18 protein-coding genes are annotated in these 20,090 nt (G+C 70.9%); 14 read left to right on the top strand and 4 right to left on the bottom strand.

Annotated elements, in window-relative coordinates:
- The first annotated feature begins 87 nt into the window (after positions 1–87).
- The 5 genes from iolC to mmsA are packed head-to-tail and all read left to right on the top strand — an operon-like array spanning position 88 to position 6,196.
- Complete coding sequence (gene iolC / locus SSP24_RS24230) at positions 88–1,107, top strand: 5-dehydro-2-deoxygluconokinase (protein ID WP_229866221.1); 1,020 nt, start codon at positions 88–90, stop codon at positions 1,105–1,107.
- On the top strand, positions 1,104–1,985 hold the full coding sequence (locus tag SSP24_RS24235) for a Cgl0159 family (beta/alpha)8-fold protein (protein ID WP_141311801.1): 882 nt from the start codon (positions 1,104–1,106) through the stop codon (positions 1,983–1,985). The genes iolC and SSP24_RS24235 overlap by 4 nt, the downstream gene beginning before the upstream one ends.
- A 7-nt stretch (positions 1,986–1,992) precedes the next feature.
- Positions 1,993–2,805, top strand: coding sequence for a 5-deoxy-glucuronate isomerase (gene iolB, locus SSP24_RS24240; protein WP_141311802.1), 813 nt, complete (start codon positions 1,993–1,995; stop codon positions 2,803–2,805).
- Positions 2,802–4,679: a 3D-(3,5/4)-trihydroxycyclohexane-1,2-dione acylhydrolase (decyclizing) gene (iolD, locus tag SSP24_RS24245; protein WP_141311803.1), complete on the top strand. Its 1,878-nt coding sequence runs from the start codon at positions 2,802–2,804 to the stop codon at positions 4,677–4,679. The genes iolB and iolD overlap by 4 nt, the downstream gene beginning before the upstream one ends.
- Before the next feature lie 14 nt (positions 4,680–4,693).
- Complete coding sequence (mmsA, locus tag SSP24_RS24250; protein WP_141311804.1) at positions 4,694–6,196, top strand: CoA-acylating methylmalonate-semialdehyde dehydrogenase; 1,503 nt, start codon at positions 4,694–4,696, stop codon at positions 6,194–6,196.
- Between the two features lie 55 nt (positions 6,197–6,251).
- Here the strand turns inward: mmsA and SSP24_RS24255 are convergent, their stop codons facing one another.
- On the bottom strand, positions 6,252–7,097 hold the full coding sequence (locus tag SSP24_RS24255) for an SCO4651 family lipoprotein (protein WP_141311805.1): 846 nt from the start codon (positions 7,095–7,097) through the stop codon (positions 6,252–6,254).
- A 217-nt stretch (positions 7,098–7,314) separates the two neighbouring features.
- On the opposite strand from SSP24_RS24255, the gene SSP24_RS24260 reads away from it, so the two are divergent.
- From SSP24_RS24260 to SSP24_RS24285, 6 genes are all read left to right on the top strand, one after another.
- Positions 7,315–9,966, top strand: a complete 2,652-nt coding sequence (locus tag SSP24_RS24260; protein WP_167529683.1) for a CocE/NonD family hydrolase — start codon at positions 7,315–7,317, stop codon at positions 9,964–9,966.
- Positions 9,963–10,823, top strand: a complete 861-nt coding sequence (locus SSP24_RS24265) for an ABC transporter permease (protein ID WP_141311806.1) — start codon at positions 9,963–9,965, stop codon at positions 10,821–10,823. Before SSP24_RS24260 ends, SSP24_RS24265 begins: the two co-directional genes overlap by 4 nt.
- A 200-nt stretch (positions 10,824–11,023) precedes the next feature.
- On the top strand, positions 11,024–11,416 hold the full coding sequence (locus SSP24_RS24270) for a hypothetical protein (RefSeq protein WP_229866223.1): 393 nt from the start codon (positions 11,024–11,026) through the stop codon (positions 11,414–11,416).
- 420 nt (positions 11,417–11,836) lie between these two features.
- Entirely contained in the window at positions 11,837–12,157 is a 321-nt protein-coding gene (locus tag SSP24_RS24275) for a hypothetical protein (RefSeq protein WP_141311807.1), read from the top strand.
- 66 nt (positions 12,158–12,223) lie between these two features.
- Entirely contained in the window at positions 12,224–12,541 is a 318-nt protein-coding gene (locus SSP24_RS24280) for a hypothetical protein (protein WP_141311808.1), read from the top strand.
- A gap of 90 nt (positions 12,542–12,631) precedes the next feature.
- Positions 12,632–12,952 (top strand): hypothetical protein, encoded by a 321-nt coding sequence (locus SSP24_RS24285; protein ID WP_141311809.1) that lies wholly within the window; start codon positions 12,632–12,634, stop codon positions 12,950–12,952.
- 160 nt (positions 12,953–13,112) lie between these two features.
- On the opposite strand, the gene SSP24_RS24290 is transcribed toward SSP24_RS24285, so the two are convergent.
- Positions 13,113–13,442: a hypothetical protein gene (locus tag SSP24_RS24290; RefSeq protein ID WP_141311810.1), complete on the bottom strand. Its 330-nt coding sequence runs from the start codon at positions 13,440–13,442 to the stop codon at positions 13,113–13,115.
- Positions 13,443–13,698: 256 nt separating this feature from the next.
- Here SSP24_RS24290 and SSP24_RS24295 point away from each other — a divergent pair, with 256 nt between their 5' ends.
- The gene (locus SSP24_RS24295; RefSeq protein ID WP_141311811.1) at positions 13,699–14,880 is read left to right on the top strand and encodes a glycosyltransferase family 4 protein; all 1,182 of its coding nucleotides are present in this window, start codon (positions 13,699–13,701) and stop codon (positions 14,878–14,880) included.
- 59 nt (positions 14,881–14,939) lie between these two features.
- On the opposite strand, the gene SSP24_RS24300 is transcribed toward SSP24_RS24295, so the two are convergent.
- Positions 14,940–16,043: a glycosyltransferase family 4 protein gene (locus SSP24_RS24300; protein WP_141311812.1), complete on the bottom strand. Its 1,104-nt coding sequence runs from the start codon at positions 16,041–16,043 to the stop codon at positions 14,940–14,942.
- Positions 16,033–16,728 (bottom strand): sugar transferase, encoded by a 696-nt coding sequence (locus SSP24_RS24305; RefSeq protein ID WP_218037102.1) that lies wholly within the window; start codon positions 16,726–16,728, stop codon positions 16,033–16,035. The genes SSP24_RS24300 and SSP24_RS24305 overlap by 11 nt, the downstream gene beginning before the upstream one ends.
- 378 nt (positions 16,729–17,106) lie before the next feature.
- Between SSP24_RS24305 and SSP24_RS24310 the strand changes: the two genes are divergently transcribed.
- Both SSP24_RS24310 and SSP24_RS24315 read left to right on the top strand, forming a co-directional pair.
- Entirely contained in the window at positions 17,107–18,441 is a 1,335-nt protein-coding gene (locus SSP24_RS24310; RefSeq protein ID WP_141311814.1) for an O-antigen ligase family protein, read from the top strand.
- On the top strand, positions 18,438–20,066 hold the full coding sequence (locus tag SSP24_RS24315; protein ID WP_141311815.1) for a lipid II flippase MurJ: 1,629 nt from the start codon (positions 18,438–18,440) through the stop codon (positions 20,064–20,066). Before SSP24_RS24310 ends, SSP24_RS24315 begins: the two co-directional genes overlap by 4 nt.
- Positions 20,067–20,090 lie beyond the last annotated feature (24 nt).

The raw sequence follows: 20,090 nt of genomic DNA on the forward strand, positions 1-20,090 counted from the left end.
ACAAACTATTGACAGGCCTCATGTCCGGAGACTAGAAACCGGAGAGAGCCGCCGACGAAGGCGCGACGGGAACGCGAAGGGATCTCGATGGCGTACGACCTGATCACCATGGGGCGGATCGGCGTGGACCTCTATCCACTGCAGACCGGCGTCCCGCTCCCACAGGTGACGTCCTTCGGCAAGTTCCTCGGCGGATCCGCGACCAACGTCGCCGTCGCCGCCGCCCGCCTGGGCCGCCGTACCGCGGTGATCACCCGCACCGGCGACGACCCGTTCGGCACCTATCTTCACGAGGCGCTGCGCGGCTTCGGTGTCGACGACCGCTGGGTCACGCCCGTGCCCGGACTGCCGACCCCGGTCACCTTCTGCGAGGTCTTCCCGCCGGACGACTTCCCGCTGTACTTCTACCGGCAGCCCAAGGCCCCCGACCTGGAGATCGACGCCCACGAACTGGACCTCGACGCCATCCGCGCGGCGAGCATCTTCTGGGTCACCGGCACCGGCCTGAGCGAGGAGCCCAGCCGGACGGCGACCCTCGCGGCCCTCGCCCACCGCAACAGGTCCGGCACCACGGTCTTCGACCTCGACTGGCGCCCCATGTTCTGGCAGGACCCGGACGCGGCCCGCCCGTTCTACGCCGAGGCCCTCAAGCACACCACCGTCGCCGTCGGCAATCTCGACGAGGTGGAGGTCGCCACCGGCGTCCGCGAACCGCACGCCGCGGCGGCCGCGCTCCTCGACGCCGGCGTGTCCGTCGCCGTCGTCAAGCAGGGCCCCAAGGGTGTCCTCGCCGTCAGCGACACGGGCGAGTCCGTCGAGGTCCCCCCGCTGCCGGTCGACGTCCTCAACGGCCTCGGCGCCGGTGACGCCTTCGGCGGCTCGCTCTGCCACGGCCTGCTCGCCGGCTGGGACCTGGAGAAGACCATGCGCCACGCCAACGCCGCCGGCGCCATCGTCGCCTCCCGCCTGGAGTGCTCCTCCGCGATGCCCACCGAGGCCGAGGTGGAGGCCGCCTTGAGGGCAGGCGCCGTACACACCGCCCAAGCCGGCACCCCGGCCCCCGCCGACACTCCGGCCCCCGCCGACCCCACGGGAGCCCCCCAGTGACCGTCGACATCGCCGACCTCGTCCGCACCCGCACCCACCGCCCCGAGGCGATCGCCGAGGCCGCCGCCCGCCGCGTCCGCCGCCCGCTGCTCAACGCGGCCGGCCGCCTCATGATCGTCGCCGCCGACCACCCGGCCCGGGGCGCGCTCGGCGTCGGCAACCGCAAGATGGCCATGGCCAACCGCGCCGACCTGCTCGAACGCCTCTGCCTTGCGCTCAGCCGCCCCGGCGTCGACGGCGTCCTCGCCACCGCCGACATCCTCGACGACCTGCTGCTGCTCGGCGCCCTCGACGACAAGGTCGTCATGGGCTCGATGAACCGCGGCGGCCTCCAGGGCGCCCGCTTCGAACTCGACGACCGCTTCACCGGCCACCGCCCCGAGGACATAGAGCGCCTCGGTTTCGACGCCGGGAAGCTGCTGCTGCGCATCGACTACGACGACGCGGGCTCCCTGACCACCCTGGAGTCCACCGCCCGGGCCATCGACGACATGGCGGCGCGCCGGCTGCCCGTCTTCGTCGAGCCGTTCATCAGCCGCCGGGACGCCGACGGGCGGCTGCGCAACGACCTGTCCGCCGACGCCGTCACCCGGTCCATCGCCATCGCCTCGGGGCTGGGCGGCAGTTCGGCGTACACCTGGCTGAAGGTCCCCGTCACCGAGAACCCCGACGACATGGCCCGGGTCATGGAGACCACGACCCTGCCCGCCGTGCTGCTGGGCGGCGAGGTCGGGGACGACCAGGACAGCGCGTACGAGAAGTGGCGCGGCGCCCTCCAACTCCCCACCGTTCGGGGGCTGGTGGTCGGCCGGTCGCTGCTGTACCCGGTGGACGGCGATGTGGCCGCCGCCGTGGACACCGCCGTAGGACTGCTGTGAGGGCCGCATGAGCAACGAGTTGTACGTCCCGAAGGGCACCACCGCCGACGCGTACTACGCGCTCGACATCGCCCCCAAACTGGCCGGCTGGACCCACAGCAGCCTGCGGATCGTCGAGCTGGAGGCGGGCGGCACGCACACCTTCACCACCGGGGACAGCGAGTGGATCGTGCTGCCCCTGCAAGGCGGCTGCACGGTGCGGGTGGGCGACACCGAATTCCAACTCCTGGGCCGGGACAGCGTCTTCGCCTCAGTCTCCGACTTCGCGTACGTGCCCCGCGACGCCCAGGCACAGATCACCTCCGGCGCGGGAGGCCGCTTCGCCCTGGCAGGAGCGAAGTGCGAGCGACGACTCCCCGCCCGCTACGGCCCCGCGCCGGAGGTGCCCGTCGAGCAGCGCGGCAGCGGCACCTGCACCCGCCATGTGCGCAACTTCGCCTCCGCCGACGCCTTCGAGTGCGACAAGCTCATCGCCGTCGAGGTGATCACCCCCGGCGGCAACTGGTCCTCGTACCCGCCGCACAAGCACGACGAGCACCGGCCGGGCGAGGAGTCGGAGCTGGAGGAGATCTACTACTTCGAGATCGACGGCCCGAACGGCTTCGGCTACCAGCGAGTGTTCCCCTCGCGCGAGGGCGGCGCCGATGTGCTCGCCGAGGTACGCACCGGCGACGCCGTCCTCGTCCCCGACGGCTGGCACGGGCCGTCCATCGCCCAGCCCGGCCACGACATGTACTACCTGAACGTCATGGCGGGACCGGGTCAGACCCGGGAGTGGCGGATCTGCTTCCACCCGGACCACACGGAGGGATATCGATGACCACCAGGCTCACGGTCGCACAGGCGCTCGTACGCTTCCTCTCCGCCCAGTACACCGAGCGGGACGGCATACGGCAGCGGCTCATCGGCGCCACCTGGGGCATCTTCGGCCACGGCAACGTCGCCGGGATCGGCCAGGCGCTGGTCGAGTACGCGGACGTCATGCCGTACCTCCAGGGCCGCAACGAGCAGGCCATGGTGCACGCGGCGGTCGGCTACGCCCGCCAGTCCAACCGCCTGTCCACGCACGCAGTGACCACCTCCATCGGCCCCGGCGCGACGAACCTGGTCACCGGCGCCGCCCTCGCCACCATCAACCACATCCCGGTCCTGCTGCTGCCCGGCGACATCTTCGCCACCCGCCCCGCCGACCCGGTGCTGCAGCAGCTCGAAGTGCCGTACGCGGGCGATGTGTCGGTCAACGACAGCCTGCGCCCGGTGTCCCGGTACTTCGACCGCGTCACCCGCCCGGAAGCCCTGATCCCGGCGGCGCTGCAAGCCATGCGCGTGCTCACCGACCCGGTGGAGACCGGCGCGGTCACGCTCGCGCTGCCGCAGGACGTGCAGGCCGAGGCGTACGACTGGCCGGAGGACTTCTTCGCCGAGCGCACCTGGGTAGTACGCCGCCCGGGCGCCGACCCGACGGAACTCGCCGAGGCCGTCCGCACCATCAGGCAGGCCCGGCGGCCGCTGCTGATCGCAGGCGGCGGCGTCCACCACAGCCGCGCCGAGGGCGCCCTCGCCGAGTTCGCCGAGGCCACCGGCATCCCGGTCGCCTCCACCCAGGCCGGCAAGGGCTCGCTGCCGTACGACCACCCCCAGGACGTCGGCGGCATCGGCCACACCGGCACCGCGACCGCCGACGAACTGGCCCGCACGGCCGACCTGGTGATCGGCGTGGGCACGCGCTACACCGACTTCACCACCGCGTCCGGCACGCTCTTCGCGGGCCCGGACGTCCGTTTCCTCAACCTCAACATCGCCGCCTACGACGGCCACAAGCTCGCCGGATCGCCCCTGATCGCGGACGCGCGCAGCGGCCTGGAGGAGCTGACCGAGGCGCTGGAACTGCACGACCACCGGGTGCCGGACGCGTACCGGGCGGAGTACAGCGAGGACAAGGAGCGCTGGGAGCAGCGCGTCGACGCCGCCTACGAGGCCGCCGAGCCGGACGTACGCCCGACGCAGCCGCAGGTGCTCGGCGCCCTGGACGCGCTGGCCGACGAGTCGGACATCATCATCAACGCGGCCGGTTCGCTCCCCGGTGACCTGCACAAGATGTGGCGGGCCCGATCCTTCGACCAGTACCACTTGGAGTACGGCTACTCCTGCATGGGCTACGAGATCCCGGCCGCGATCGGCGTGAAGCTGGCCGCCCCGGACCGGCCGGTGTGGGCACTGGTCGGCGACGGCACCTATCTGATGATGCCGACGGAGATCGTGACCGCCGTGCAGGAGGGCATCGCGATCAAGGTGCTGCTGGTGCAGAACCACGGGTACGCGTCCATCGGCGGGCTCTCCGAGGAGACCGGCGCGGAGCGGTTCGGCACCGCTTACCGCTACCGCGCGGGCGACGGCACGTTCTCCGGCGCCCCGCTCCCCGTGGACCTGGCCGCAAACGCCGAGAGCCTCGGCATGCGGGTGCTGCGTGCCCGCACCGTGGCCGACCTGCGCTCGGCACTCGCCGAGGCGCGGGCCTCCGACCTTCCCACATGTGTCTACGTCGAGACCGAAACGGCAGACACAGTGTCGGGCGCGCCCGAAGCGCAGGCCTGGTGGGATGTTCCTGTGGCCGAGACCGCGACGCGACCGTCGGCGGTCAAGGCCCGTGAGCTGTACGAACGGCACGTCTCGACCCGACGCCGCCATCTGTGAAGGAGTAACTGGTCATGACGAAGATCGTCAACCACTGGATCGGCGGCAAGGCCGTCGAAGGCGCGTCGGGCACGTTCGGTCCGGTCACGGACCCGGCGACCGGCGCGGTCACCACGAAGGTCGCGTTCGCCTCCGTCGACGAGGTGGACGCGGCGGTCGCGGCCGCCAAGGAGGCGTTCGCGACCTGGGGTCAGTCCTCGCTGGCCCAGCGCACCTCGATCCTGTTCCGCTTCCGCGCCCTGCTGGACGCGCACCGCGACGAGATCGCCGAGCTGATCACCGCCGAGCACGGCAAGGTGCACTCCGACGCCCTCGGTGAGGTGGCGCGCGGCCTGGAGATCGTCGACCTGGCCTGCGGCATCAACGTGCAGCTCAAGGGCGAGCTGTCGACGCAGGTCGCCAGCCGGGTCGACGTGGCGGCGATCCGCCAGCCGCTCGGCGTCGTCGCGGGCATCACGCCGTTCAACTTCCCGGCGATGGTGCCGATGTGGATGTTCCCGCTCGCCATCGCCTGCGGCAACACCTTCGTGCTGAAGCCGAGTGAGAAGGACCCGTCCGCTTCCCTGAAGCTCGCCGAGCTGCTGGCCGAGGCGGGCCTGCCGGACGGCGTCTTCAACGTCGTGCACGGCGACAAGGTGGCCGTCGACCGGCTGCTGGAGCACCCCGACGTCAAGGCGGTGTCCTTCGTCGGCTCCACCCCGATCGCCCGCTACATCCACACCACCGCCTCCGCCAACGGCAAGCGCGTCCAGGCCCTCGGCGGCGCCAAGAACCACATGCTGGTCCTGCCCGACGCCGACCTCGACGCGGCCGCCGACGCAGCCGTGAGCGCCGCCTACGGCTCGGCGGGCGAGCGCTGCATGGCCATCTCCGCCGTCGTCGCGGTCGGTGCGATCGGCGACGAGCTGGTGGAGAAGATCCGCGAGCGCGCCGAGAAGATCAAGATCGGCCCCGGCAACGACCCGACCTCCGAGATGGGCCCGCTGATCACCAAGGTGCACCGCGACAAGGTGGCCTCCTACGTCGAGGGCGCGGCGGCCGAGGGCTGCGAGGTCGTCCTCGACGGTACCGGTTACACCGTCGACGGCTTCGAGGACGGCCACTGGATCGGCATCTCCCTGCTCGACAAGGTGCCGACCAGCGCGAAGGCCTACCAGGACGAGATCTTCGGCCCGGTGCTGTGCGTGCTGCGCGCGGAGACCTACGAGGAGGGCCTGGCGCTGATCAACGCCTCCCCGTTCGGCAACGGCACCGCGATCTTCACCCGGGACGGCGGCGCCGCCCGCCGCTTCCAGCTGGAGGTCGAGGCCGGCATGGTCGGCGTGAACGTCCCGATCCCGGTCCCCGTCGGCTACCACTCCTTCGGCGGCTGGAAGGACTCCCTCTTCGGCGACCACCACATCTACGGCAACGACGGCACGCACTTCTACACCCGCGGCAAGGTCGTCACCACCCGCTGGCCCGACCCGGCCGACGCCCCGGCGGGCGTGGACCTGGGCTTCCCGCGCAACCACTGAGCCGGCCCGATGCCCCGGTCCGCCGAGCGACACGGCGGGCCGGGGCACCGGCGTGTCACTGACCTATCGCCGCGTCCCGCTGCTCCGTGACCTGCTCGGTGAGGTCGCCGGTCTCGGCGGCGGGCGGAGCCGTGATCTGCTCGGTCGCCCCGAACTTCACGAAGTCCATGGTCACGGTCATGCCGGCGCCGGTCTGCGCGATGCGCACGGGCAGGTCCTCGCCGTCGACCCAGATGTCGGCCGTCAGCTTCCCGCCGCCCGCCTCCAGCGCGGCGAGGGCGGCCTTCTTCTCCGGCCCGGTGAGCTTGGACTTGTTGATGTGGTCCTTGCCGACGCTGCCCCGGTAGTGGGTGACCTTCTTGCCGAGGACGGTCTCCTCGCCGAGGTCCTTCACCTGCGTGGAGGCGGTCATGTAGCGCAGCATCGCCGTCGGGTCCGCGGTGGCCGCCATGTTCTCGGCACCCGCCTCGCCCATCACCGCGGAGACGTCGATACGCATCCACTCCTTGCCCATGAGCGGACCGCTCGGCTGGGGGTCGATGTCGTAGTAGTAGGCGCCGTCGACCATGATGACGCGCGTCGTCGGGTCGTCCTGGAGGGCGCTCATCTGCGCCGCGGCGGTGTCCATCTCGACGTCCATGGCCGGGCCGTCACCCCAGGAGTAGGTGCCGTCCATGGCGATCGGCTCGCCGCCGGTCGCGTCCAGCTCGGTCGTCGTCTCGATCTGCGCCGAGCCCAGCTCCTCGGTCCGGTCCGTCGCGCGCGTGAGCGCCGCCATGATCTGGTCGGCGTTCTGGACCGCCTCGGCCGCCTTCTTCGTCGTCTCCGCGCTGCAAGCGGTCGTCGCCAGCAGCGCCGCCGCGGTGACCCCCACCCAGGCAGCGGTGTGCCGCACGTCCATGTGTTCCCACCCCAAAGCTGTGTGTCAGTTGTGGGCGCGACTCTAGCGGGCCGTACTGACACTTGTGCGACGTCCTTTTGTTCGCTCAGGTGAATTCACGGCGCCGGGCGTACCGCGGGCGTGGTACGCCCGGGGTGTGCGGTACTCCCCGGGGAGGGGGCCGGTTTCCGCCCACAAGCTGTCTGTCGCCGACAGGTTGGCCCCGTACCGTTGACGCATGGATCTTCGATCGCCCGGACTGCGGGGGCTGCTTCGGCGGCCGCGACGGCTGATCGCCGCCGCGGCCGCCGTCGTCGTGCTCGCCGGTGCCGGTACGTGGACGGCCGTCGCCGACGACGACGCGCCCGCGGTGCGCCGCGCCGACCGGGTGCTGGCCGTGGGCGACGGGGTGCGCCTCGACACCTCGTACTTCACCTCCGCGGCCACCGGCCGCCGCCCCGCCGTGCTGCTGGCGCACGGCTTCGGCGGCAGCAAGGACGACGTACGGCAGCAGGCGGAGGACCTGGCCCGCGACGGGTACGCGGTGCTGACCTGGTCGGCGCGCGGCTTCGGCAAGTCCAGCGGCAGGATCGGGCTGAACGACCCGAAGGGCGAGGTCGCCGATGTCTCGAAGCTGATCGACTGGCTGGCGAGGCAGCCGCAGGTCGAGCTGGACAAGTCCGGCGACCCGCGCGTGGGCATGGCGGGCGGCTCGTACGGCGGCGCGATCTCGCTGCTGGGGGCCGGGTACGACGACCGCGTGGACGCCATCGCCCCGGCGATCGCCTACTGGAACCTGGCCGACGCCCTGTTCCCGAACGGCGTCTTCAAGAAGCTGTGGGCCGGCATCTTCGTCAACTCCGGCGGCGGCTGCGCCAACTTCGAGCCGCGGCTGTGCGAGATGTACGAGCGGGTCGCCGAGTCCGGCACCCCCGACACCGAGGCACGCGAACTGCTCGAAGAGCGCTCACCGTCGGCCGTTGGGGACCGTATCGACGTACCGACGCTGCTGGTGCAGGGCCAGTCGGACTCCCTGTTCCCGCTCGGCCAGGCCGACGCGGCCGCCCGGGCCATCCGGGCCAACGGCGCCCCCGTGGACGTCGACTGGATCGCCGGCGGCCATGACGGCGGCGACATGGAGACGAGCCGGGTCCAGCAGCGCGTGACGGCGTGGTTCGACCGGTACCTCAAGGACGACAAGGGCGCCGACACCGGCCCCGCCTTCCGCGTCACCCGCACCGGAGGCGTCGACTCCACCGACGGCGAGGCCCTGCTGCGGGGCGCGAGCGCGGACACGTACCCCGGCCTGGAGAGCGGAGTGCGCTCCGTCCCCTTGACCGGGCAGGAGCAGACCTTCGACAACCCGCCCGGCGCCGGACCGCCCGCCGTCTCCGCCCTGCCCGGCCTCGGCGCCGGCAGCGGCCTCGCCCAGCTCTCCGCGCTCGGCGTCGGCATCTCGCTCGACTTCCCCGGCCAGTACGCCCGCTTCGAGTCGGCGCCGCTGAGCCAGGACCTGCGCATCACCGGTTCCCCGACGGCCACCGTCCATGTGAGGTCCAGCAGCGAGGACGCCGTCCTGTTCGCCAAGGTCTACGACGTCGGCCCCGACGGCCGCCAGCAGGTGCTGCCCTCCCAGCTGGTGACGCCCGTCCGGGTCGAGGGCGCCGAGGCCGGCAAGGACGTGACGCTCACCCTGCCCGCCATCGACTACGAGGTCGGCAAGGGCCACCGGCTGCGCCTGGTCCTGGCCTCCACCGACCTGGCGTACGCCTCCCCGGCCGCCCCGGCGACCTACACCGTCTCCCTCAAGGGCGACCTGAAGGTGCCGACGGCTCCCGCTGTGACGACGGCGGCCGCGCCGCTGCCCGCCTGGGTGTGGTGGCTGCCGCTGACCGGTGCCGCGATCGCGCTCGCCCTGCTGCTCTCGGCCCGCCGCCGCACCGCCACGCCCGCACCGGACCCTGCCCTGTCCGAGGTCCCGCTCCAGATCACCGGCCTGAGCAAGCGGTACGCGAAGTCGGCGGACCGGTACGCGGTCCAGGACCTGTCCTTCCGCGTGGAGAAGGGCCAGGTCCTCGGCCTGCTCGGCCCCAACGGCGCGGGCAAGACCACGACCCTGCGCATGCTGATGGGCCTGATCAAGCCGGACGGCGGCGAGATCCGGGTCTTCGGCCACGCCATCCGCCCCGGCGCTCCGGTGCTGTCCCGGGTCGGCGCCTTCGTGGAGGGCGCGGGCTTCCTGCCGCATCTGTCCGGCCGGGAGAACCTGGAGCTGTACTGGCGGGCGACCGGCCGCCCCGCCGAGGACGCCCACCTGGACGAGGCGCTGGAGATCGCCGGGCTCGGCGACGCGCTCGCCCGCGCGGTGCGCACGTACTCGCAGGGCATGCGCCAGCGCCTCGCCATCGCACAGGCCATGCTCGGCCTGCCGGACCTGCTCATCCTCGACGAACCGACCAACGGCCTCGACCCGCCACAGATCCGCGAGATGCGCGAGGTGATGATCCGGTACGCGGCTGCCGGCCGCACAGTGATCGTCTCCAGCCACCTCCTGTCGGAGGTCGAGCAGTCCTGCACGCATCTCGTCGTGATGGACCGGGGCAAGCTCGTGCAGGCGGGCCCGGTGGGCGAGATCGTCGGCTCCGGCGACACCCTCCTCGTCGGTACCGGTACGCCCGTGGAGGACGCGGTCGTCGAGAAGATCGCCGCCCTGCCGGGCGTCGCCTCGGCCGTCCTCACCGGCGACGGGCTGCTGGTCCGGCTGGACGCCGACGGCAGCGCCACGCGCCTGGTCGCCGAACTGGTCCGGCTGGAGGTGCCGGTCGCCTCGGTCGGCCCGCACCGCCGTCTGGAGGACGCCTTCCTCACCCTGATCGGAGGTTCCGCATGAGCACCACCGCTCTCACCGACGTCGCCTCCGGCTACCGGGCGGGCCGCACCCTGCCCCTGCGCGTGGAGCTGGTCCGCCAGCTCAAGCGGCGCCGCACCCTGGTCATGTTCGGCATCCTCGCCGTCCTGCCCTTCGTCCTGGTCGTCGCCTTCGCGATCGGCGGCGAGCCGGACGCCGGCGGCGACCGGGTCACGCTGCTGGACACGGCCACCTCGTCGGCGGCCAACTTCGCCGCGGTGAACCTGTTCGTGTCGGCGGGCTTCCTGCTGGTCGTCCCCGTCGCCCTGTTCTGCGGGGACACCGTCGCCTCCGAGGCCGGCTGGTCCTCCCTGCGCTATCTGCTCGCCGCTCCCGTGCCCCGGGCGAGGCTGCTGTGGTCCAAGCTCGTCGTCGGACTCGGCCTCAGCCTCGCCGCCATGGTGCTGCTGCCCCTCGTCGCGCTGGGCGTCGGGATCGCCGCCTACGGCTGGGGACCGCTGCAGATCCCCACCGGCGGCGCGCTCGACGCGGGCACGGCGGCGCAGCGGCTGGCGGTGGTCGTGGCGTACATCTTCGTGTCCCAACTGGTCACCGCGGGGCTGGCGTTCTGGCTGTCCACCAGGACGGACGCACCGCTCGGCGCGGTCGGCGGCGCGGTCGGCCTGACCATCGTCGGCAACGTCCTCGACGCGGTCACCGCCCTCGGCGACTGGCGGCACTTCCTGCCCGCGCACTGGCAGTTCGCCTGGGCGGACGCCGTACAGCCCGAGCCGCAGTGGTCCGGCATGATCCAGGGCACCGCGATTTCCATAACGTACGCACTGGTGCTGTTCGCCCTGGCCTTCCGGGGCTTCGCCCGCAAGGACGTGGTGTCGTAGCGGACGCAATTTTATGATCAATGGATTCGCCGACCAGATGTGTATCCCATATCCCCATATCCCTTCGGGGAATTCCGAGCAATGCGCTCCTTCACTCCGTGGCATTCATGCGTATGGAGTAGCGCATTGCTTCGGGTGGATCGCGGACTGCTATGTTCTCCCTCTGTCGGATCAGGGATGACTTTCACGCGAGGTGAATCATGAAGAAGGCAGTTTTCACAACTGCGGCGCTGGCTATCGGCGCGGGGCTTGTGGGTGGCTCCGCCGTCGCGGCGTCGGCGGCCGACAAGGCACCTGTCCGCGAAACCGGTCCGCTCGGCCTCATGTCCCAGACCGAGGTGGCTCCGGCGATCGTGCCCGCGGCCGACACCGTGACGCGGCTGGCCCGCAATGGCAACATCACGAAGGGCAGCGCGTTCGACGAGAAGAGGCCGGGGAAGGTCTCCGGCGTGTACCTGGACGGGCTCGACCGCGGCAAGACCAAGAAGCCCGCGATTCCGGTGAAGAACCCGGTCGGCACCGGGGAATTTCAGGTCCGCCCGCTGAATGCGCCGACCAGCGCCGGGCTCGGTAGCCTGTTCAATCGGGGATGACGCAAAAACCGCTCGGAATTCCGACCCTCTGATCCGGTTCTCGGCAGCCGGAGACTGACACCGCAGTGTCGCGGGACGGACCGGCCCCATGACGGCCCTGGTCCGGCCCACGTCCGGTGCCTCGAAGGCACAGGCCCCGAGGCTGATCCGGATCCGCAGCTTCGCACCCACTCGGCGGCCGACGCCGCGCGGGGCCTGCCCTCAAGCCTGTCCGGCCCACTGGATTCCTCCTTGCCAGTGGGCCGGACGCATGTCGGCGTTCACTTCGGACTCCTAATGCGCGGCCCCGATTCGCACGGCGTCATTCCGCCATCCGATGGAATCTGCCTCGTATGGGCGGTTTCCGCGTGACCTTTAGTCACAAATTTCGGTTTCCTGTTATGTAAGCGGGCTCTACCGTGAATCCAGAAAGGAACCGAGTTGACCAGGAAGTTCGCGGTTGTCACCGCCCTCACCCTTGGCGCTGTCTGCGGCAGCGCCGGTGTAGCCTCCGCCCACTCGGACAACACCAACGTCACCGGCGGTAAGGGATTTTCGTCCTCCCCGGTCGTCGTGAACGCCCCTCAGCAAGGCGTTGTCGTCGTCAACGGCACGCTCGTCGATGGGCGCTGCATCGCGCCGTGGTCGAACGGTTCCGTCCTCGGCGGCGTCATTGCGCCGAACTCGCACTACGCCGCCTGCAACACGGCCCTGATCGACCAGTCGCAGAACGCGGACTACAACGCCGGCATGCTCCTCTGACCCGTTGCTCCGAGTCATTCGAGCAAGGGTCGACAACCTCACAACGCAGCCCGGAAAGGCCATCTCATGCGTAACAAGATCACGGCTGTCTCAGCCGTTGCCGCGGGTATCGTCCTGGCGGCCGGCGCCACCGCTGCGGCCTGCAGCTGCACGGATGTCACCGGAGGCAGCGACTTTTCGTCGTCCCCGGTCGTCGTGAACGCCCCTCAGCAGGGCGTTCTCGTTTCCAACGGCACGCTTGTCGACCTCCGCTGTGCCGCGCCGTGGTCGAACGGTTCCGTTCTCGGTGGCGTCGCCGCACCGAACTCGCGCTACGCCGCGTGCAACACCGCTCGCATCGATCAGTCGCAGAACGCCGACTACAACGCCGGCCTGCTCCTCTGATCCTCCTCCGAATCTCCCCGCACTCCGATCAATTCGGAGCAGGGCAGCCCTCCCCTCCCCATCCGTATCCCATCCGAAAGGTGGCACCTCATGCGCAACAAGGTTTCGGCCCTCTCGGCCCTTGCCGCGGGCATCGTCCTCGCGGCCGGCGGCACCGCTGCCGCCGGCGACGGTGACAACACCACCGTCACCGGCGGTTCCGGCTTCTCGCAGTCCCCGATCGTCGTGAACGAGCCCCAGCAGGGGCTTGCCGTCGTCAACGGCTCCCTGGTCGACGGTCGCTGCCTCGCGCCGTGGTCGAACGGTGCCGTCATCGGCGGCATCTACGCGCCGAACTCGCGCTACGCCGCGTGCAACACCGAGCACATCGACCAGTCGCAGCTCGGCAACTACATCAGCGGCCTCCTCTGAGCAGAGCCGCACCCTGGCGGTCCGCCGAGTGTCGGCGGACCGCCGCCGTGCTTTGTACCGGTCTTTCTACGCCGTTCTTTGTACCGGCGAACCCGAGCACGACAAAGGTCGGCCCCGAGAACTACGGAGCCGACCTGAATCGCTGAGCCGGTGTGGTCCGCTACTCGGCGACCTGAAGTCGCGCAGGCAGCTTGCCGTTGACAGGCATCTTGCCGTTGATGGGGCTCTTGCCATTGATGGGATTCGGCAGGGCGCCGCCGAGGACAGGGGTCTTCACGACACCCGTCCGCTTCACGCCCTCCGTCGCATGCCTGACGTCGTTGGCCACCTGACCCGCCGGGACCTCGGCTGCCTGGGGGAGCGCGCGAGCCACCGTCTTCCCCTCCTCGATGAGGCCCTGCGCCGGCAGGTCCGCCGCAAGAGCGGGCGCCGCGGTGCCTGCGATGGCAAGGGTGCCGACAACGAGGACGGCAGCCTTCAGACTCTTCATGCTGTTCCTTTCTTCGCGGGTGTCCGCTATCTCAGTTCCCCCGGCTAACGAGAAAGGAGCGCCACGGGAAACTCCGCCGCCGACAAGTTCCCGGAACTCATACGAAAAGACCTGCTCCCGTCGGATTATCTGCCGTTTTCCTCCATTGGTGTACCGCGGACGCACCGACACAGTTGACGGTTCCTCAGATAAGTGCGGATAAGCGACTAGTGTGGTCGTCCGAATCCGGCGGATTTTATGAAGGGAAGCCTCTGTCATGCGCATTTCCCTGGGACCCGGCCCGGACCGTGCGGCGCCCGCAGCACGTGAGCCGCACGTCCTGCACGTCACTCAGCCGGTCGAGGGCGGTGTCGCCCGGCTCGTGACGGACCTGGCGGCGAGGCAGCGCGCCGCGGGGCTGCGTGTCACCGTGGCCTGCCCGTCGGGCGGCACGCTGATGAACGCACTGCGCGCGACGGGTTGCACGGTGATCCCCTGGGAGGCGACCCGCGCACCGGGGCACCGGCTCCCGGGCGAGGTACGGCGGCTGGCGCGGCTCGTGCGTGCCGTGCGGCCCGACGTGGTGCACGCGCACAGCGCGAAGGCGGGGCTCGCTGCCCGGCTCGCGGTGCGCGGCCGCGTCCCGACCGTCTTTCAACCGCACGCGTGGTCGTTCGAGGCCGTGGACGGAAGTCCGGCCAACGCGGCTGTGTGGTGGGAGCGGTTCGGGGCGCGATGGACGGCGCGTGTCCTGTGCGGGAGCGAGGCGGAATGGCGTACCGGGGAGCAGCGTGGCATCTCCGCCCAGTGGCGGGTGATCCCCAACGGCGTGGACACCCGCAGGTTCCGGCCGGAGGGGATCAGCGCTCGGACCGGCGCGGGTCCACTCGTCGTGTGCGTGGGACGGCTGTGCCGGCAGAAGGGCCAGGACGTGCTCCTTCGGGCCTGGCCCGCCGTCCTGCGGCAACTGCCCTCCGCCCGGCTGGTGCTGGTCGGCGACGGCCCGGACGCGGACCGACTGCGCGCCGTTGCGCCCGCGTCGGTGGAGTTCGCCGGCCCGGCACTCGACCCCGCCCCCTGGTACCGGGCCGCCGACGTCGTGGTCCTGCCGTCCCGCTGGGAGGGCATGGCGCTCGTACCCCTGGAGGCCATGGCGTGCGCCCGGCCCGTCCTCGTCACGGACGTGGACGGAGCGCGCGAGAGCCTGCCGCCCGGCCATCTGCCGCATTGCCTGGTGCCGCCGGAGCAGCCCGACGCGCTGGCGTGGGCGCTGACGACGCTGTTGCGTCGGGCACCGCTGCGCGCGGCGCTGGGCGCGCAGGGCCGCGCCCATGTGCTCGCCGAGCACGACGTACGGCACGCCGCCAACGCAGTGATCGATGTGTACCGCGAACTGTTCGGGATTGTCATCACGCCGGTCGTCGTACCCAGCCAGAGCAGGGAGTCCATCACCACGTGACGGAGCGCGAACGACGGGGCCCTGTGCCGCAGCCGGCGCAGGGCCCCGAACTGATTTCGTCACTGGCCGTACGCGTACCGCAACATCATGCGCTGGCGCTCCCGCGTGTGCTCGGCGAACAGCTCGGCCAGCCGCACGTCGTTCTTCTCGCCGGGACCGTGCGTGAGCACGGCGACGGCCGCTGCCGCCAGCTGTCGCGGTGTGTCGACCAGGCCGGTCAGGCCCAGGGACTCCAGGGCCGGGATGCGCCGCGCCACCACCGGCCGCCCCAGCCCCACCGCCTCCAGGAGCGTCATCGGCGCTCCCTCCCACAGGGCGGTGTGCGCGTACACGGCCACCTGACCGAGCAGTCGTTGCAGGGAACGGTGGTCCAGCCACCCGGTGACCGTGACACCGGCCCGCTCCAGCCGCTCCCGGTGGGCGGGGTCGCCGCCGCCGAGCCAGAACCAGTTGCTCGACGGCATCAGCCGCCGCCCTTCGGCGGCCGCTTCGGCGAAGAAGGCGGGGTCCTTCTGCGGGCACAGCCTGCCGACGGCGGCAACGGTCCGCGGCGGCAGGCTGCCGAAGTCGCCGGTACGCACCGCGGTTTCCGCCCTCGGCCGCAGCGGAACGGCGGTGGCTTCCTGACGGGGCACCAGGTTAGGTACGTGGACGGCACGCTGACGCTTACGCAGGGCGCGGGCGAGTTCGACCTCACGGGGGCTGACACCCGCCACGGTGCCGGTACGCCGGGACAGCACACGCTCGACCGTCTGCACCGCTGCCGCGGCGTGCCGTGCGAGGTCGCCGCGCTCCATCGCGTAGCAGTGCGGGGTGTAGACGATGCGCTCCGTCGGCACGGAGGGGGCGAGGCGCACATAGGCCCCCGCCAAGGAGGAGTGGGCGTGGACCACGTCCGGCCGCAGCCCGCGGAACAGTCGCCCCACGTCGCGGACGCGTGCGAAGTGGCCGGACGGCATCCGCCAGACCCCGTCGAAGAGCGCGTCCGTGTCAGTGATCTGACAGTCGGCGCGCTCGGACATCAGCAGCAGGTGCCGTACCTCTGGAACGGATCGCACGTAGTCGCGGACCGCCGTCTGCACCCCGCCGCCCCAGGCCTCCGCGACATGCAGGACAGTGGGCCGCCTTCCGCCCCCCGTCGTCCTGCCCGGGTCACCGCGCATTGCGCGTTCTGAGGACGGCGGGCAGCGTGCGCAGGAGGATGAGCAGGTCGAGCTGCAGGCTCCACTGGTCGACGTACCGCAGGTCGAGCCGGATCGCCTCGTCGGCCGTGGTGCTGGAGCGGCCCGACACCTGCCACAGCCCCGTCATGCCCGGCTTGACGGACAGCCGCCTCGCCCGGTCCGCCGAGAGCAGCGTCTGGTTCTCGGGGCGCAGGTTGGGGCGCGGCCCCACCAGCGACATCTCGCCCCGCAGCACGTTGATCAGCTGAGGGAGTTCGTCCAGCGAGGTCTTGCGCAGCAGACGGCCGACCGGCGTGATGCGCGGATCGTGCCGTGGTTTGGCGCAGATGGACATCGTCCTGCCGTCCGCCAGCAGCAGCTCCGCCAGGTCCACGGTCGAATTGACGTACATGGTGCGGAACTTCAGGACGGTGAAGGGTCGTTCAGCCAAGCCGTCCCGGGTCTGCCGGTAGATGACAGGTCCCGCACTGCTGACGGCCACCACGACACCGATGAGCACCATCAGAGGCAGAAAAGCGACCAGCAAAAGCGCGGAGAGCACGAGGTCCAGCGTGCGCTTGACGCGGGAGTCGGCGCAGTGAGCACGTGGCTCGCCGGTGAGCGAAGGCTGTGGCGTCACCTCCAAGCTCTCGGCCTCGCTCAGCGTATGAACTACTCCTCCCACAGCACTACTCCTCCCGAAATGGAAGAAAAATAATCTGACATGCGGAATGTAGGAGGGGTTGCCATCGCAGATTGACCGCGACATACCGCGGCCCATTCGGTCGCCGAGGCAAGACACCCGTTCGACGCATCGAGGGTCGGCCGATGGCGCCGACGGGGTGAGTCGAGGTTCCGGGACACGACACGTCCGACCTCACGGTTCCGACACAGTTGACGACCTTTCAGGTAAATACAGATGCCGATAGAGGTGCTCGCCTCCGAAAACCAGCGAACTCCGCCGAGTCACAGTTCTCGATCCGCACGCCCGAGGAATTCACATCGACAGCGCAGTCCTCAACTCTTGCCGCTGGTTTCAGAAATGCAGGGAGACCACCCCCACATGAGCACGACGTCCGCAGCCGCGTCACCGTGGGCACCACCCCTGCCGTCGCTGCGCCGGGCCGCTCCCGTCCTGCCCGTCGTGGCGTTGATCGCCCTGATCGGACTGCCGTACATGTCGGACGGCCTCGTCACACCCGCCGACGCCGCCTCCGGGCTGGTGGTGCTCTGGGCCGTCGTACGCACCGCGCGCCAGGCCCGGCGTCCGCTGACGCGAACCGCCGCCGTCGTACTCGGGCTGCCCGTGATCGGCGTCGCGGTCGCCGCGACCGGCGCGTCCAGCGCGGGTGCGGGCCTCGTGGGATTCGCCCGCTACCTGCAGGTCTGCGTACTCGTCCCGGTCGCCGTGCTGATGCTGCTGCGCGACCGCCGCGATGTGCGGCTGGTGGCCTGGTCGCTGATCGGGCTCGCGGTGTGGGAGGGCGCGGTCGGGGTGCACCAGTACATGACGGGTACGGGCGCCCTGTACGACGGGGTGTACGTCCGGGCCGTGGGCACCTTCGGGCCGACCGAAGTGATGGCGATGGCGATGGTCGTCGCATCCGGCGTGGTCGCCGCCACGGGGCTCGCGCTCGGGGCGCCCACACGGCGGGAACGGATCGTGGCGACGGTGTTCTCGCTGGCGCTGCTCCTTCCGCTGACGGTGTCCTTCAGCCGGGGTGCCTGGATCGCCACGGTCGCGGCCTGCGGAGCACAGCTGCTGCTGGCCGGGGTGCGGCGGGCGGTGAAGGTGTTCGCGGCGGCGGTCGCGGCCGCCGTGGTGCTGGTCGGCGGGTTCGGGGTGGGGACGTCGATGCTGCAGGAGCGCCTGACGAGCATTTCGCAAGTCACCGACGCTCCGGACCAGTCGGTCGTCGACCGCTATTCATTGTGGTCGGCCGCGGTCGGCATGTGGCGGGAGAAACCGTTGACGGGCGTGGGGCTGAGAGATTTTCCCGAATACCGGGACGGCCATGCCCCGCTCGCGATGAATTCGGCCTCCGACACCGCAGGAGCGGGCCACGGCTATTACCGCGAGCCCTTTCTCTCACCGCACAACATGTACCTGGAGATCCTCAGCGAACAGGGACTGCTGGGCGTGGTGACAGTCGGGGGAAGCTGGCTGGCCCTGCTGGTGTGCGCACTGATGCGCACACGCCGGGCCCGGCCCCGCCCGGACTGCGCGATCATCGCCTGCGGCCTGCTGCTGTGGCACCTCGTGGACTTCCTGTACGGCGACATCGGCGGCTCCGCCACCGTTCTCATCGGCGTCAAGTTCGGCCTGGTGGCCTGGTGGGCACTGGGCCACGACGCGCCGGACGGCACGGCCGCGGCGTCGGAAGCGAGCCCGCGATGACGACGACCGAGGCCACGGCTCGGGGTACGGACACGGGGCCCAGCTCGGCAGCCTCGGGCCGCTTCCTCGCGAAGGCGACCTTGCTCACCACCGCGCTGTCCGTGGCCGGGGCGGGGCTCGGACTCGTCAGGGATCAGATCCTGGCCCATTTCTTCGGGGCGAGCGGGGAGACCGATGCCCTGCTGGTGGCCTGGACCCTGCCCGACCTGGCCGGGGCGCTGCTGACCGAGGGCGGGGTGGTGATCGTGCTGGTCCCCGTGTTCAGCGTGGCGCTGGCCCGGCGGGCGCGCGGCGTCCTGTCACCCGACCCGGTGCGGGAGCTGATCGCCTCCTCACTGCCCCGGCTGGGCCTCGCCTTCGCGGCCGTGGCCGCGGTGTTCATCGCCGGGGCGCCGCAACTGGTCCCCGTCCTCGCACCCGGCCTGCCCGATCCCTCCCTCGCCGTGGACTGCACCCGCCTGACTGCGACCTGCGTGCTGACCTTCGGGCTGGCCGGGTACTGCAGCGCGGCACTGCAGGCACACCGCTCGTTTCTCGCCCCCGCGACGATCTCCCTCACCTCCAACAGCGCCATCATCGTCACGATGCTCGCCCTCGGCGGCCACTGGGGCGTGCGCTCCGCCGCACTCGGGGTCGCGCTCGGAGGATGCCTCATGGTCACCGTGCAGGCCCTCTCCTTGCGGCGCAGGATCACCGACGGACCCCGGCAGCCCGCGTCCGCGGATGCCGGTGAGAGTGTCCGGCCGCTGACGTTCACCCTGGTCGCCACGGTGCTGCTCTTCGCGCTGTGCCGCCACTCACAGGTCCTCGTGGAGCGCTACTTCGGGTCCGGGCTGCCCGCCGGTGCCGTCTCGTACCTCAACTACGCCCAGAAGATCGGGCAGTACCCCATGGTGCTGGCGCTGACGCTCGCCATCGTGACCTATCCCCTTGTGGCACAGGCCATCGCCGAGGGCGACATGCGGCGGGCCCGGGACCGTATCGAGCGGGATCTGGTGCTGGTGTCCTGCGTCGCGCTGCTGGGCGCCGCCGCGATCGTGGCCTGTGCGCCGCAGATCGTCCATGTCCTCTTTCAGCGCGGGGCGTTCACGGCCGAGGACACCGAGGCGACCGCCGCCGTCCTGCGGGTGTACACGCTCGGGCTGCTCGGCCACACGCTGGTGGGCGCGCTGGTGCGGTCGTACTTCTCAGCGGGACGTGCCACCTGGTACCCGGTGGGGGCGATGACTGTGGGCATGGTCGCCACCGCCGTCATCGGCGCCTGGGCCGTGGGGCCCTGGGGCGCATGCGGCATCGCCGCGGCCAACGCGGTCGGCATCACCCTCACCGCACTGCTCCTGCTGCACGGGCTGGGCAGGCGCAGCGTCGCCGTGCGCGTCCGTCGCGTCGTCACCGAACTGGCGAAGCCGGTGGGCGCGGCGGTGGGCGCCGCGGGAGCCGGGTTCGTCTGCGCACAGTCGTTCACCTCGCCGCCGGCCGCCCTCACCGTGGGCTGCCTGGGCGTCACCGTCGTCTACCTGCTGTTGGTCTGGGTCCTCGACGCGGCGGGCGCCCGGTCGCTGGCTCCCTGCGCCTTCCTCACCATCCGACGCTCCCTCACACGAAGGCAGAAACATGGTCATTGACGCCTCAGAAGCCCACCCAACGGC

It is taken from the genome of Streptomyces spinoverrucosus, from assembly GCF_006539505.1.
Classification (GTDB): domain Bacteria; phylum Actinomycetota; class Actinomycetes; order Streptomycetales; family Streptomycetaceae; genus Streptomyces; species Streptomyces spinoverrucosus.

Bases quoted from the DNA above. Each gene is read 5' to 3' on its own strand.
- iolC (WP_229866221.1), top strand. From the start codon at position 88: ATGGCGTACGACCTGATCACCATGGGGCGGATCGGCGTGGACCTCTAT.
- iolB (WP_141311802.1), top strand. From the start codon at position 1,993: ATGAGCAACGAGTTGTACGTCCCGAAGGGCACCACCGCCGACGCGTAC.
- iolD (WP_141311803.1), top strand. From the start codon at position 2,802: ATGACCACCAGGCTCACGGTCGCACAGGCGCTCGTACGCTTCCTCTCC.
- mmsA (WP_141311804.1), top strand. From the start codon at position 4,694: ATGACGAAGATCGTCAACCACTGGATCGGCGGCAAGGCCGTCGAAGGC.
- SSP24_RS24255 (WP_141311805.1), bottom strand. From the start codon at position 7,097: ATGGACGTGCGGCACACCGCTGCCTGGGTGGGGGTCACCGCGGCGGCG.
- SSP24_RS24260 (WP_167529683.1), top strand. From the start codon at position 7,315: ATGGATCTTCGATCGCCCGGACTGCGGGGGCTGCTTCGGCGGCCGCGA.
- SSP24_RS24265 (WP_141311806.1), top strand. From the start codon at position 9,963: ATGAGCACCACCGCTCTCACCGACGTCGCCTCCGGCTACCGGGCGGGC.
- SSP24_RS24270 (WP_229866223.1), top strand. From the start codon at position 11,024: ATGAAGAAGGCAGTTTTCACAACTGCGGCGCTGGCTATCGGCGCGGGG.
- SSP24_RS24280 (WP_141311808.1), top strand. From the start codon at position 12,224: ATGCGTAACAAGATCACGGCTGTCTCAGCCGTTGCCGCGGGTATCGTC.
- SSP24_RS24285 (WP_141311809.1), top strand. From the start codon at position 12,632: ATGCGCAACAAGGTTTCGGCCCTCTCGGCCCTTGCCGCGGGCATCGTC.
- SSP24_RS24290 (WP_141311810.1), bottom strand. From the start codon at position 13,442: ATGAAGAGTCTGAAGGCTGCCGTCCTCGTTGTCGGCACCCTTGCCATC.
- SSP24_RS24295 (WP_141311811.1), top strand. From the start codon at position 13,699: ATGCGCATTTCCCTGGGACCCGGCCCGGACCGTGCGGCGCCCGCAGCA.
- SSP24_RS24300 (WP_141311812.1), bottom strand. From the start codon at position 16,043: ATGCGCGGTGACCCGGGCAGGACGACGGGGGGCGGAAGGCGGCCCACT.
- SSP24_RS24310 (WP_141311814.1), top strand. From the start codon at position 17,107: ATGAGCACGACGTCCGCAGCCGCGTCACCGTGGGCACCACCCCTGCCG.
- SSP24_RS24315 (WP_141311815.1), top strand. From the start codon at position 18,438: ATGACGACGACCGAGGCCACGGCTCGGGGTACGGACACGGGGCCCAGC.